Consider the following 13,439-nt stretch of genomic DNA (forward strand, 5'->3'; position numbering starts at 1 on the left):
ACGTGATGGCAGACTGTGATGCCGTGACTACCAGCCCGATTCAGACTGCCACTGCCACACTGCACACCAACCGCGGCGACATCAAGATCGCGCTGTTCGGAAACCACGCTCCCAAGACCGTCGCCAACTTCGTCGGCCTGGCCCAAGGCACCAAGGACTATTCGACCGAGAACGCCTCGGGCGGTAGCTCGGGCCCGTTCTACGACGGCGCAATCTTTCACCGGGTGATCAGCGGCTTCATGATCCAGGGCGGCGACCCGACCGGGACCGGCCGCGGCGGCCCTGGCTACAAATTCGCCGACGAATTCCACCCCGAGTTGCAGTTCGACAAGCCCTACCTGTTGGCGATGGCCAATGCGGGCCCGGGAACCAACGGGTCACAATTTTTCATCACGGTCGGTGAGACGCCCCACCTGAACCGGCGGCACACCATCTTCGGTGAGGTCGTCGACACCGATTCGCAGAAAGTCGTCGACACCATCGCCACCACCGGCACCGATCACGGCGACCGGCCAACCGAACCGGTGGTCATCGAGTCGATCACGATTTCCTGAATTCCCCGCCCTGCGGGCGGATCAGGAACCGGCGTAACCCGCGGTGGTCAGCGCGTCGAGCACGTCCAGCGGATCGGTGCCGAGGTCCCAGCGCGATAAGATCAGCAGCCGGCCGTCCACCGCGTCGATTTCCAGCAACCGGATTTTTCGTCCAATCCGCCGGAATTCGGTGATCCGGATGATCTTGATGTCGGTGCGGCGTAATAGCTGCGTCCGCCACCATCCGCGTACCTGAAGACCGTCAGAGGTAATTGCCAGCTTCGGACGCGCGCGCCACGCCGCGCTTGCAAACAAGATCAGACCGACTGCGGAAATACCGAGCAGTAACCGGCCGGGCGCGTCTGTGACGACGGTCACACATGCGATAGCCATCACGACACCGGCGGTACCGCAAGCTGCGATTCCGGGTGAAGACGGCGACCACTGTGTTTGCTGCAAGGTGTTCCTAGGCGGGCCTACCACCATCGATGGGGTTATCCACAAGCGCTATACACAATGGGGATGAATCACACGCGTGTGATCCGGTGGGTCCGACGTTGCCAGGCCAGTAACCGCGCAGACCCAAAATGAATTCATTACAGCGGCTACTGCGGCTACCGCCAGCGCATTGTGAGCAACAAGCCGCTGATCATGAAAGCAAACGCGACGGCGTAGTTCCACGGGCCGAGGTTGGCCATCCAACTCAGCAGCGAGGGTGCATCGGGGCCGGTGGCAGCTAGCTGGAACACCATCAGCCAGATCAGGCCGATCAGCATCAGGCCGACGAACAACGCAACGAACCACACGCTGGACGGCCCGGCCTTGACCTTGACCGGCGTACGGCTCACCCCGCTGACGGTGAAGTCGCTTTTCTTGCGGACCTTGGACTTGGGCATCGGTACCTCGGAGATACTGGTATTCACGGCAGGTGCACCGACGAGCCTAACGCACCCACCAGCAGCGAACGGAGAGCCGATGGCCAAACGGGTCGCCCGGCTCCTCGCCGCGCGTGGCGCCAGGTCGCGCGGGGACGAATCGCGCCCGTCGCCGTGGCGGGTCGGCGTTCCGCTGGTCTGCCTGCTGGCCGGGTTGCTGCTCGGTGCTACCCACGGCGTATCTCGTGGCGGCGAGATCCGCCGCAGTGACGCGCCGCGGCTGGTGGACCTGGTCCGCCAGGAACAGTCCGACGTCGACCGGTTGAACGCCGAACGGGATTCACTGGCCAACACGATCGATTCGACGCACGGCCGATCGTCGGACACCGCGCTGGCGGCCATGCTGCGCCGGTCCGCCGAGCTGGCCGGTGACGCCGGTCTGGACCCGGTGCACGGGCCGGGCCTGATCGTGACCCTCAACGACGCGCAGCGGGACACCAACGGCCGCTTCCCGCGCGACGCGTCCCCGGATGACCTCGTCGTGCACCAACAGGACATCCAGGCCGTACTCAACGCGATGTGGAGCGTCGGCGCGGAGGCGATCCAGATGCAGGACCAGCGCATCATCGCCACCTCGGCGCCCCGCTGTGTCGGGAACACGTTGCTTCTCAACGGGCGGACCTATAGCCCGCCTTACACGATCACCGCCATCGGTGACGCGTCGGCCATGCAGGCCGCTTTGGCCGCCGCTCCACTGGTAACCCTCTATAAGCAATATGTGGTGCGGTTCGGGCTCGGCTATACCGAGCAGGTCACGACGGATATCCGGGTCCCCGGGTACAGCGAGCCGGTCCGGATGCACTTCGCCCAGCCCGCCGGCCCGGTCAGTTACTGATCGGCAAGCCGGTAGGGCCGCCCGGTAGCCTGGCACGATGCGGATCTTGGTCGTCGACAACTACGACAGTTTCGTCTTCAACCTGGTGCAGTACCTTGGCCAGCTGGGCGTCGAGGCACAGGTATGGCGCAACGACGACGCCCGGTTGTCCGACCACGCCGCGGTCGCCGCCGAAGTCGACGGGATCCTGCTCAGCCCTGGGCCCGGTACACCGGAACGGGCGGGCGCCTCGATCGACTTGGTGCGCGCCTGCGCGGTGGCCCGCACTCCGCTACTGGGTGTGTGCCTGGGGCACCAGGCCATCGGTGTCGCGTTCGGCGCCACCGTGGATCGGGCTCCGGAGTTGCTGCACGGCAAGACCAGTAGCGTCTTCCACACGAATACTGGTGTGCTGCAGGGACTTCCAGATCCATTCACGGCGACCCGGTACCACTCGCTGACCATCTTGCCGCAAACCCTGCCCGCCGAGCTGGAGGTGAACGCTCGCACCCGTAGTGGCGTGATCATGGGCGTGCGGCACACGGACCTGCCCATCCACGGGGTCCAGTTCCATCCGGAATCGATCCTCACCGAAGGCGGCCATCGAATGCTGGCCAACTGGCTGGCCTACTGCGGCCAGCTCTGGGACGACGCGTTGGTGCGGCGCCTGGAAAACGAAGTCGTGAGCAGTTTGGCGACAGTGCGGCGCCACGACGACGACCCGAGGTCATCCGGACGGGCGCTGTCGGCTATTGACCGAACTTCAGCGTGATCGGGCCGTCCTTGTTCACGCCCTGACCGGCGGACGGGCTCTGGTACACCACCCGGTTGTGCTGAGAACCGCCCGCGTCGACGTCGGCGCCCTTGACCAGCACGCCCGTCCATCCGAGCGCGCGCAGCTGCGGCTCGGCGTCGGTCCAGTACAGGCCCGACAAATCCGGCATGATGAACTGGTTGCCCTTGGACACCTGCATCTCGATCACCGAATCGAGCGGAACAGTCTCTCCCGCAGGCGGATTGGTCCCGATCACATCGCCGGCCGGGCGGGGGCTGTCGACGGCGGCCTGGCTGAATTTTGTGAATCCGTAGACGGTGAGGTTCTTCTGTGCGAGGTCGGCGGTCTGCCCCGCGACGTCGGGAACCTGCTTGGTCGACGGACCCGTGCCGACGATGACCGAGATCTCGTTGGTGATCGCCGACGTCTGGTTGGCCGGCGGATTGGTCCCGATGACCTTGTCTTTCATCTCCGGCGTGGAGGGCGATTGGACCTCCTTGAAGCGACCGAACCCGGCCGATTTCAGTTTCTTCACCGCGGCCGAGTAGCTCAGCGACGACACGTCCGGCACCTCGCGTTGCTCGGGGCCGGTGGACACGTCGACCGTGACCAGGTCGCCGGCCCCCACTTTGGCGTTGGCGGCCGGGTCGGTGCCGATGACGTGGTCGGGCTCGACGGTTGAATCGGGCTTCTGCTGGGTGCGCGTCTTGAAGCCGTGATTTTGCAGCGCGGCGATCGCGTCGGCGGACGCCTGGCCTCGCACGTCGGGCACCTGCACGTCGCGCGTGCCGCCGCCGAAGGTGTTGATCAGGATGGTGACAATGACGGTCAGCACCGCCAGCGCCGCGACCGCGACGACCCAGCGGCTCACCGAACCGGGGCTGCGTTCCCGAGTGAAGTCGAGTTCCTGGCGGGGCAGCGGATCGGTCTGCGGCCCGCCCGAGTCGCTGGGATGGGTCGACGCCATCAGCGATGAGCGCTCGGCGTCGGTCAGAACCTTGGGGGCCTCGGGCGGCTCGCCGTTGTGTACCCGGACCAGGTCGGCGCGCATCTCCGCGGCGGTCTGATAGCGGTTCTCGGGATTTTTGGCCAGCGCCTTGAGCACGACGGCGTCGAGGTCGGCGGAGATTCCCTCATGCCGCTGCGACGGCGGGACGGGATCCTCGCGGACATGCTGGTAGGCCACCGCGACCGGTGAGTCACCGACGAAAGGTGGTTCGCTGGTGAGCATTTCGTAGAGTACGCAGCCCAGCGAGTAGACATCGGAGCGGGCGTCGACCGAATCGCCACGAGCCTGCTCGGGAGAAAGGTATTGCGCGGTGCCGATCACCGCCGCGGTCTGGGTGACGCTGTTCCCGCCGTCGGCGAGCGCCCGCGCGATACCGAAGTCCATCACCTTCACCGCGTTGGTGGTGCTGATCATGATGTTCGCCGGCTTGACGTCGCGGTGGATGATGCCGTGCTGGTGGGAAAAGTTCAGCGCCTGACACGCGTCGGCGATGATCTCGATGGCCCGCTTGGGTGGCAGTGGTCCTTCGGTGTGGACGATGTCACGCAGAGTGACGCCGTTGACGTACTCCATCACGATGTAGGGCAGCGGGCCGGCGGCGGTTTCGGCCTCGCCGGTGTCGTAGACCGCGACGATCGCCGGGTGGTTCAGTGCGGCGGCGTTTTGCGCCTCTCGCCGGAAGCGCAGGTAAAAGCTGGGGTCGCGGGCCAGGTCGGCGCGCAACACCTTGACCGCCACATCGCGGTGTAACCGGACATCCCGGGCCAAATGAACCTCGGACATGCCACCGAAGCCGAGGATTTCGCCCAGTTCGTAGCGGTCGGACAAGTGTTGCGGGGTCGTCATTCTGGTGTCTCGTGTCGGGGCGGCAACGCGCGGTAGTGGATCAGCGCGGCCGCCCGTCTGTGTGTGGGCAGCTTGCATTGCCGTCCAGCATTACCTGTCACCCCTCGATCCGTCCAATTTGTCGGATGCGCCGGCGATGGACTCGGCTTGCTGGGCGGCTGCCCCGTGTCGGTCACGGTGGGTGCCGACGGTTGCTGCTGAGAGTTGTTGTCGTGCGAGTTGACGACGATGAGGACCGCGATGATGATCGCGAGCGCGCCCAGGACCCCGGCGGCCCACAGCAGCGCCCGTTGACCGGACGAGAAGGTGCGCCGTGGCGGCTGCGTGCGGTGACCGCCGGTGCTCGGCCGGGCGCGACGGGCGGTGGGAGCCCGGCCGGTCGCGGTGGCGGCGGCCCGCGCCTGTGCGCCCGACGGAATGGCGGCCGGAGTGGCCCGGCCGGCGGGTGCCCCCTGGTTGGGTCGAGGCGGCCTGCGGCCGGCGCGGACGGCGGCTACGGCGTCGGCGAACGGTCCCCCGCTGCGGTAACGCATGCCGGGGTTTTTGACCAGCGTTATCTCGATGAGCTCGCGCACGTTGGGCGGCAGGTCGGGCGGCAGCGGCGGGGGCGGCTCTTTGATGTGCTTCATCGCCACCGTCAACGCGCCGTCACCAGTGAACGGGCGCTTACCCGAAACCGCTTCGTAGCCAACCACTCCCAGCGAGTAGACATCGCTGGCCGGAGACGCATCGTGGCCGAGTGCCTGCTCCGGGGCAATGTACTGGGCGGTGCCCATCACCATGCCGGTCTGGGTCACCGGAGCGGCGTCGACGGCCTTGGCGATACCGAAGTCGGTGATCTTCACCTGACCGGTGGGCGTGATCAGAATGTTGCCGGGCTTGACGTCGCGATGCACCAGGCCGGCAGCGTGCGCGACTTGCAGCGCACGCCCGGTCTGCTCGAGCATGTCCAGCGTGTGCCGCAGCGAGAGGCGGCCGGTGCGCTTGAGCACCGAGTTGAGCGGCTCGCCGTTGACCAACTCCATCACCAGGTAGGCGGTGCGACCCTCGCCGTCCATCTGCGTTTCCCCGTAGTCGTGCACGCTGGCGATCCCGGGATGATTGAGCATCGCCGTGGTACGTGCCTCGAACCGAAACCGCTCGATGAACTCAGGGTCGGAGGAGAACTCGCTCTTGAGCACCTTGACCGCGACACGCCGCCCCAGCCGGCTGTCCACCGCCTCCCACACTTGGCCCATCCCGCCGGTGGCGATGAGGCGCTGCAGCCGGTACCGGCCAGACAGCGTCACACCTACTCGCGGGCTCATGGTCCTCCCTGCAGCGCGGCCTCGATCACGGCCCGTCCGATCGGTGCGGCGAGCGCACCGCCGGTTGCGGACAAGCGGTCAGCGCCGTCCTCCACCAGCACCGCAACCGCCACCTTCGGGGTCTGTGCGGGCGCGAAGGCGATATACCACGCGTGGGGTGGCGTGTGGCGCGGGTCGGTGCCGTGCTCTGCGGTGCCCGTCTTGGATGCGATCTGCACGCCGGGGATCGCCCCTTTCTGCTCTGTGACGTTCTCGGCGCCGACCATCAACTCCGTTAGCTTAGCTGCGACCTGTGGGGAGACTGCACGGCGCCGTTGATGCGGCGCGGTGGTGCCGATGTTAGCCAGGTCGGGCCCTTGCAGGTTGTCGACCAGGTAGGGCTGCATGGTTACGCCGGCATTGGCGATGGTAGCGGCAACCAGCGCATTCTCCAGCGGGGTCACCGCGACGTCCTTTTGGCCGATGCTCGACATTCCCAACGCGGCGGCGTCCGCGATCGGGCCCGCGGTGGACTCGGCGACCTGCAGAGGAATGGGGTCGGGGACGTCGTCGAGGCCGAACGACTGGGCGGTGCTGCGCAGCGCGTCGGTGCCGGTGAGCAGGCCCAACTGGACGAACGCGGTGTTACACGACCGGGCGAACGCCTCACGCAGCGAGACGGTTTCGGCGTTGATGCAGGCGCCGCCGCCGTAGTTTTCCAGGGTGGCGGTGCTGCCCGGCAATGGAATCGTCGCCGCGGCGGTGAGCTGTTCGTCTTCGGTGGCGCCGTTCTGCAGCGCGGCCGCGGTGGTGATCACCTTGAATGTCGAACCGGGTGGATAGGTCTCGGAGATGGCGCGGTTGGTCATCGGCGAATGCGGGTCGTCGCGAAGTTGCTGCCAGGTTTGCGACTGCTGTTCGGGGTCATGCGACGCGAGCAGGTTTTGGTCGTAGGACGGCGTAGACACCAGCGCCAGGATTTTGCCGGTTGACGGCTCCAGCGCGACAACCGCTCCCCGGCAGGGTCCGTTGCAGCCCTGCTGCATGGCGTCCCAACCGGCTTGCTGGATCCGCGGGTTGATGGTGGTATCGACGTTGCCGCCGCGCGGATCGCGGCCGGTGAAGAAGTCGGCCAGCCGGCGACCGAACAACCGTTGGTCGGATCCGTTCAGCAGGGGATCCTCGGCCCGTTCCAGCCCGGTGCTGGAATAGCGCAACGAATAGAATCCGGTGACCGGGGCGTAGACCGCGGCGTTGGGATAGACCCGCAGGAATCGGAAGCGGCTCTCGGTGGCCACCGAATACGCCAGTAGCTGGCCGCTCGCGGTGATTTGGCCGCGCTGGCGCGAATACTCGTCGAGCAGCACCCGCTGGTTGCGCGGATCGGCCCGTAACCCGTCGGCGGTGAACACCTGAGTGAGGGTGGCGTTGAACAGCAACAGCACGATCAGCGCCATCACGGTCACCGAGATCCGGCGCAACGAGGTGTTCATACCCGCTCGATCACCTCGGTGCTGGCACCGGCGATCGGCGACGTATTACGCGGCCGGGTGCGGAACGGGCGCCGGGCCGAATGCGAGATGCGCACCAGGATGGCCAGCAGCACATAGTTGGCCAACAGCGACGAGCCCCCGTAGGACATCCAGGGCGTGGTCAGCCCGGTCAGCGGAATGAGGTTGGTCACCCCGCCGACGACGATGAACAGCTGCACGGCGAGCGCCGAGGCCAGGCCCGCGGCCAGCAGCTTGCCGAAACTGTCCCGCACCGCGATCGCGGTCCGCATGCCGCGGATGATCACGATCGTGTAGAGCATCAACAGGCCGGCCAACCCGACCAGCCCGAGTTCTTCGCCGAACGCGGCGACGATGAAATCGGTCGACGCGGCCGGCACGGTACCTGGCTGACCATTGCCGAGACCGGTGCCGAACACTCCGCCGGTAGCAAAGCTGAACAGTGACTGCACAATCTGATAGCCGGCACCATCCGGGTCGGCGAATGGGTCCAGCCAGGTCTGAACACGAACCCGAACATGGTCGAAAATGAAGTACGCCGCAACACTTCCCAGCGCGAACAGGGCCAAGCCGAGGACGACCCAACTGAACCGCTGGGTGGCAAGGTAAACGACCACTAGGAATGACGCATAAAGCAGCAGCGAAGTCCCCAGGTCTTTTTCGAAGACCATCACGCCGACCGAAGCCACCCAGGCCGCCAGCAGCGGAGCCAGGTCACGCGGCCGCGGTAGGTCCATGCCCAGGACATGCTTGCCGGCACTGGTGAACAGACCGCGTTTGGCTACCAGCACCGCTGAAAAGAAAATGAGCAGAAGGATTTTGGAGAATTCAGCCGGCTGAATCGAAAAGCCCGGCAACTTGATCCAGATCTTCGCGCCGTTCTGCTCAGATAATGACCGTGGCAGCAGTGCCGGAATCGCGAGTATGATCAGTCCGGTCAGCCCACAGATGTAGCCGTAGCGGGCCAGTCGGCGATGGTCCTTCAACCAGATCACCACGAAAGCAAAAGCCCCCACCCCCACCAGGGTCCACAGAATTTGCGGGTTTGCGCGGGCATTGGCCCCCGAGAGACGCTCGTCCAGGTCAAGCCGGTGAATCATCACCAGGCCCAGACCGTTGAGCAGCGCCACTATAGGCAGCAGCAACGGATCCGCGTACGGCGCAAAGCGTCTGATGGCCAGGTGGGCGCATGCGAACACCGCCAAAAACCCTACGGCGTAATTGATCAGCTGCCAGTTCAAGCCGCGTTCCTGGTCGGCCTGCACGATCGCGAAAGCCGCCGTGGTGATCACGGCGGCGAAGCACAGCAGCAGCAGTTCGGCATTGCGCCGGTTCGGCAGCGGAGGTGTCACCGCGACGGGCGGCTGCGGCTGGGTGGTCATGTCGGCGCCCGGCAGTCGGTGCCCGGCTGCGGTGGTGGTGGGGCGAGCGCTGTGACAGTGGGAGCGGCCGATGTCGGCGACGGACTTGCCGCAGGTTGATCCGGGGTACTGGCGCCTGACTCCGGCGCCTGGGTCGTGGTGGGCGCGGTCGGTTGTGGCGTCGACGCAGGTGGCGACTGGGCGCGCGCGGGCGGGCAGAGCGGCAGCAGCGACTCGGTCGACAATCTGCGCAGCTGTGCATCGGCCTGGTCGAGCGTGCCTACCGGAAGCCCGGCGGCCACCTGCGCACGAGCCGACTCGGCCAGGTCGGACAGCTTCATCGGTTGGCAGTTACCGCCGGCCTGGCCGTAGCGGATCACCGACAGCTGGTTGCGGCTGTTCAGGCAGCCTTGCGAATAGGGCTGGTGCAGCGGCACTCCCAGGATGGACACCTGGATGCCTTGCATGATGGACACGGCGCCGCCGTATTCGGCGACATAGTAGTAATTGCGGATGATGGTTCGGCCGATGGCCAGCGCTGCGAGCACCAGCAAGACGATGAGCGCGGCGCCGATCGCGATCCGCCGTCGCGACCGCCGCGGCGGGGTGAAGGTATCGACTTGCGGCAGAACGCGTTTGACGGCATTCTTGCGCGGACTGATGGCCGAGGCGCGGCCTGCTGCGGTGTTGGGGCGGGTCAGGGTCAGTTGGTCGTCTTCGCCGGATACCGCGCCCGCGATGATCGGTTGGGTCGGGCCGTAGTCGTAGTCGACGACGTCGGCGACCACCACGGTGACGTTGTCGGGGCCGCCACCGCGCAGCGCCAATTCGATAAGGCGGTCGGCGCTATCGGTGACATCGGGAATCTGCAGGGCGTCGAGGATGGTTTCGTCGCTGACCGGGTCGGAGAGGCCGTCCGAGCACAGCAGGTAGCGATCACCGGTGCGTACTTCCCGCATGGTCAGGGTGGGCTCGACCTCATGACCGGTGAGCGCCCGCATGATCAACGAACGCTGCGGGTGGCTGTGTGCCTCTTCCCGGGTGATCCGCCCTTCGTCAACCAAGGTCTGGACGAACGTGTCGTCCTTGGTGATCTGGGTGAGCTCGCCGTCGCGCAGCAGATAGCCGCGCGAATCGCCAATGTGCGCCAACCCAAGACGGTTGCCCGCGAACAGGATTGCGGTGAGTGTAGTGCCCATCCCCTCGAGGTCGGGTTCCATCTCGACCTGTGCGGCGATGGCGGAGTTGCCGGAACGTATCGCCGCGTCGAGCTTGGCCAGCAGGTCGCCGCCGGGTTCGTCGTCGTCGAGGTGGGCCAATGCGGCAATTACCAACTGGGAAGCGACTTCTCCGGCGGCGTGCCCGCCCATGCCGTCGGCCAGTGCCAGCAACCGCGCGCCGGCGTACACCGAGTCTTCGTTGTTGGAGCGCACCAAGCCGACGTCGCTCCGGGCCGCATAACGCAAGACCAAAGTCACGGGCGCAGCTCAATTACTGTCTTGCCGATACGAACCGGCGTGCCAATGGGAACCCGTACCGCGGTCGTCACCTTTGCCCTGTCAAGGTATGTGCCGTTGGTCGATCCTAGATCTTCGACGTACCATTCCGTGCCGCGCTGGGAAAGCCGCGCGTGCCGCGTCGAGGCGTAGTCGTCGGTCAGTACCAGAGTGGAGTCGTCGGCGCGCCCGATCAGCACCGGTTGGCCGCTGAGGGTGATACGAGCACCGACCAACGCCCCCTCGGTCACGACCAGGTAGCGCGCGGCGGTTAAGCGCTGTCGCGACGGCAATAGTGTGCGCCGCAACGTCAAACCGCGCCGCACCATCACCGCGCCCGTCGGAGCGTAGATGTCAGTCCGCAGGATTCTCAGCACCGACCAGATGAACAGCCACAACAGCATCAAGAACCCGGCGCGCGTCAGCTGCAGCACTAGTCCCTGCATCTGGCGTCCCCTCCGTCCTGGCGCCGCACGCTTCGCGTGACCGGATATGGCAACGTCACGATACTTGGACGGCGGTCGATGCGGGGTGAAGCTGGGTAGCTCCGCTACCTACCGGCTCAATGGATGTGGACGACGATCTCAGAGTGGCCAAGCCGGATCACGTCGCCGTCGGCCAACTGCCATTCCTGCACAGGCGCGTTGTTGACGGTGGTGCCATTGGTGGAGTTGAGGTCCGACAGTAAGGCGACGTGGCCGTCCCAACGGATCTCCAGATGGCGGCGCGACACACCGGTGTCCGGCAGCCGGAACTGGGCGTCCTGGCCGCGGCCGATGATGTTGGCGCCTTCGCGCAACTGGTAGGTGCGTCCACTGCCGTCATCGAGCTGCAAAGTGACCGCGGTCCCGGAGGACGAGTAACCGCCCTGTCCATAGCCGCCGGCGTCGGCGGACTGGCCGTAGTCGTAGTCGCGCCCGGCCTGCTCGGGGTATCCACCGCCGTAGGTCTGGCCGGGGGCCTCGCCGTAACGGCCGTAGTCGGGCTGTTGGGCGTAGTCCTGTCGGCCGTACCCAGGGCCACCGGCGTAGCCCTGCTCGTAGCCGCCGCCCTGCTCGGGATAGGGTGATCGTTGGTCGGGTGCGCCGTAGCCACCCTCGTCGTGGCGGGCCGGTCCGCGGCCGTAGTCGGCGTACTCGCCGTATCCCTGGCCGCCGGGTTGGTCATAGCCGCCCTGGCGGTAGCCGGCGTCATAACCTTGGCCGCCGCCGTAACCGCCGGCCGGCCGCTGTTCGTGCTGCGGGTAGCCGCGCTGGTCGGGGTAGCCGCCTTGCTCCGGGTATCCCCCTGGCTCGGGGTAGCCGCGCTGGTCGGGGTACCCGCCTTGCTCCGGGTAGCCGCGTTGGTCGGGGTAGCGACCCTGTTCTTGGTAGCCGCCTTGCTCGGGGTAGCCGCGTTGGTCGGGGTAGCCGCCTTGCGCCGGGTAGCCACCCTGGTCGGGTGGCGCGGCCGGATAACCGGGCTGGTCGGGGTAGCCGCCCGGTTCCGGCGGATAGGCACCCCGGGGATCCTGACCACCGCGCGGGTCGTCTTGCGGATGCCCGTGGTGTTCGTCGTAGTAGTCGTCGGGCCGCCCCTGCCCCTGGCCGCCGCGGTAGCTCGAATTCTCAGTCATCGGTGGTACTCCTGGTTCTGCGCTGAACGCATGGTCTGATTGTGGCGGGGCGAGGTCGCTGGCCGTCGGGCGGGGCGCGACATCGGGGTTGACAGCACCGCGGGCGCGGAACTGGCCGGTATGTAGGTTCGCCGACTGCTCGAACCGGACGACCACGTCACCATATGTTTGCCACCCCTGTTCGCCGATGTATCCCGCCAACTGCTTAGCGAAAGCGTCCGAAGTGAGGTCCGGGTCGGCGCCCACTTTCTGGTAGTCGTGCATACCGAGGGTAATGATGTATTCGTTGGGAGCCAAAAGCCGATCGCCCTGAAGCGGGCGGATTCCGTCGACCGCCTCCCTGCGCAGCAGGGCTTCTACTTCTTGGGGGACGATCGATCCGCCGAACACCCGGGCGAAAGCATCACCGACGGTGACCTCAAGTCTGCGCTCGATGCGTTGAACTAGCCCCTTCTGGCTGCTGGTGTCCAAGCGCCCGCCTCAGTCCTGGTCTATCGCGGCCGCACGGCGGACGATCCTCCGGCGTGTCGCATCACGCGTGTCGTACTTCAGCATGGTATCGGGCCTGTGCAGCGCAGCGGCACTTGCAGAATTCTGAGAATCGCATCAAGCCAGGTCAAGCGTTGGGTTCGGCGGTGGCGAGCACCGCCGTCCGCCGTCAGCGTAGTTGGGGATGCCGGCCACTGCAGTGGTAGGCTCCACCGATTGTTCAGGGCGAGTGGCGGAATGGCAGACGCGCTGGCTTCAGGTGCCAGTGTCCTTCGGGACGTGGGGGTTCAAGTCCCCCTTCGCCCACTGGAATAGCTGTTGGTCACAGACTTAGATCTACTCGGTCTTTTGGCCGCGTCAAATCTCTCGTCAAGATCCCGCTTCGTCATCCGAGCCACCCACGAGCGTGGGGTTGGCGTGCCGTCCAGTCGGAGCTTGGCGACGACATCTCGTGAAGCGAAGTAAGTATACGACCGGTCGGACGGCTGGGGGCCTGCGGACAAGGCTGAAGAGATTGCCGCCGAGTTAAGGGCACGAGGACACACTGTCGAACCCTCTCGAGGAATAGTCAAGACTTGTGGATCAGCTGTCACGCGACTTGCAAAGAGCGTCAACGAAGTGCTGGAACTCGCGCGCAGATGTTGAACCGCCCCGGCATGTCCGGAGACTCCACTTCTTGGAAGGGTTGGAGTCATGTCAGGTGGTTCATCGAGGAGGTACCCGCCGGAGCTGCGTGAGCGGGCGGTGCGGATGGTCGCTGAGATCAGTG

At 66.0% G+C, this 13,439-nt stretch carries 12 protein-coding genes, 1 tRNA gene and 1 riboswitch; of the genes, 4 read left to right on the plus strand and 9 right to left on the minus strand.

Annotated features, from left to right (window positions below):
- Window positions 1-5 precede the first annotated feature (5 nt).
- Window positions 6-554 carry a peptidylprolyl isomerase gene (locus ACLQI9_RS23710; protein WP_442380996.1) on the plus strand — a complete coding sequence of 183 codons (549 nt, stop codon included), beginning with the start codon at window positions 6-8 and terminating at the stop codon, window positions 552-554.
- A 21-nt stretch (window positions 555-575) separates the two neighbouring features.
- On the opposite strand, the gene ACLQI9_RS23715 is transcribed toward ACLQI9_RS23710, so the two are convergent.
- Together ACLQI9_RS23715 and crgA are read right to left on the minus strand one after the other, a co-directional pair.
- Complete coding sequence (locus tag ACLQI9_RS23715) at window positions 576-992, minus strand: PH domain-containing protein (protein WP_442380994.1); 417 nt, start codon at window positions 990-992, stop codon at window positions 576-578.
- Between the two features lie 155 nt (window positions 993-1,147).
- Entirely contained in the window at window positions 1,148-1,429 is a 282-nt protein-coding gene (gene crgA / locus ACLQI9_RS23720; protein ID WP_442381023.1) for a cell division protein CrgA, read from the minus strand.
- Between the two features lie 79 nt (window positions 1,430-1,508).
- Between crgA and ACLQI9_RS23725 the strand changes: the two genes are divergently transcribed.
- Together ACLQI9_RS23725 and ACLQI9_RS23730 are read left to right on the plus strand one after the other, a co-directional pair.
- Entirely contained in the window at window positions 1,509-2,303 is a 795-nt protein-coding gene (locus tag ACLQI9_RS23725; protein WP_442380992.1) for a DUF881 domain-containing protein, read from the plus strand.
- A gap of 37 nt (window positions 2,304-2,340) precedes the next feature.
- Window positions 2,341-3,054: an aminodeoxychorismate/anthranilate synthase component II gene (locus ACLQI9_RS23730; protein ID WP_442380990.1), complete on the plus strand. Its 714-nt coding sequence runs from the start codon at window positions 2,341-2,343 to the stop codon at window positions 3,052-3,054.
- Here ACLQI9_RS23730 and pknB read toward each other — a convergent pair.
- The 7 genes from pknB to ACLQI9_RS23765 all read right to left on the minus strand — a co-directional run bounded on the left by pknB (window position 3,032) and on the right by ACLQI9_RS23765 (window position 12,652).
- Window positions 3,032-4,912, minus strand: coding sequence for a serine/threonine protein kinase PknB (gene pknB, locus ACLQI9_RS23735; RefSeq protein ID WP_442380988.1), 1,881 nt, complete (start codon window positions 4,910-4,912; stop codon window positions 3,032-3,034). The genes ACLQI9_RS23730 and pknB overlap by 23 nt on opposite strands.
- Entirely contained in the window at window positions 4,909-6,219 is a 1,311-nt protein-coding gene (locus ACLQI9_RS23740) for a protein kinase domain-containing protein (RefSeq protein ID WP_442380986.1), read from the minus strand. The genes pknB and ACLQI9_RS23740 overlap by 4 nt, the downstream gene beginning before the upstream one ends.
- A complete protein-coding gene (gene pbpA, locus ACLQI9_RS23745) occupies window positions 6,216-7,691 on the minus strand; it encodes a D,D-transpeptidase PbpA (RefSeq protein ID WP_442380984.1) in 1,476 nt (491 codons plus the stop codon). Before pbpA ends, ACLQI9_RS23740 begins: the two co-directional genes overlap by 4 nt.
- The gene (locus ACLQI9_RS23750; RefSeq protein WP_442380983.1) at window positions 7,688-9,091 is read right to left on the minus strand and encodes an FtsW/RodA/SpoVE family cell cycle protein; all 1,404 of its coding nucleotides are present in this window, start codon (window positions 9,089-9,091) and stop codon (window positions 7,688-7,690) included. Before ACLQI9_RS23750 ends, pbpA begins: the two co-directional genes overlap by 4 nt.
- Window positions 9,088-10,548 (minus strand): protein phosphatase 2C domain-containing protein, encoded by a 1,461-nt coding sequence (locus ACLQI9_RS23755; RefSeq protein WP_442380981.1) that lies wholly within the window; start codon window positions 10,546-10,548, stop codon window positions 9,088-9,090. The genes ACLQI9_RS23750 and ACLQI9_RS23755 overlap by 4 nt, the downstream gene beginning before the upstream one ends.
- Entirely contained in the window at window positions 10,545-11,012 is a 468-nt protein-coding gene (locus tag ACLQI9_RS23760; RefSeq protein ID WP_442380979.1) for an FHA domain-containing protein FhaB/FipA, read from the minus strand. Before ACLQI9_RS23760 ends, ACLQI9_RS23755 begins: the two co-directional genes overlap by 4 nt.
- A gap of 116 nt (window positions 11,013-11,128) precedes the next feature.
- Entirely contained in the window at window positions 11,129-12,652 is a 1,524-nt protein-coding gene (locus ACLQI9_RS23765) for an FhaA domain-containing protein (protein ID WP_442380977.1), read from the minus strand.
- A gap of 241 nt (window positions 12,653-12,893) precedes the next feature.
- Between ACLQI9_RS23765 and ACLQI9_RS23770 the strand changes: the two genes are divergently transcribed.
- Window positions 12,894-12,976 (plus strand) — tRNA-Leu (locus ACLQI9_RS23770).
- Window positions 12,977-13,029: 53 nt separating this feature from the next.
- Window positions 13,030-13,127: riboswitch (SAM riboswitch) on the minus strand.
- Window positions 13,128-13,439 lie beyond the last annotated feature (312 nt).

The sequence above is a fragment of the Mycobacterium sp. genome (assembly GCF_052143115.1).
Lineage (GTDB): Bacteria > Actinomycetota > Actinomycetes > Mycobacteriales > Mycobacteriaceae > Mycobacterium.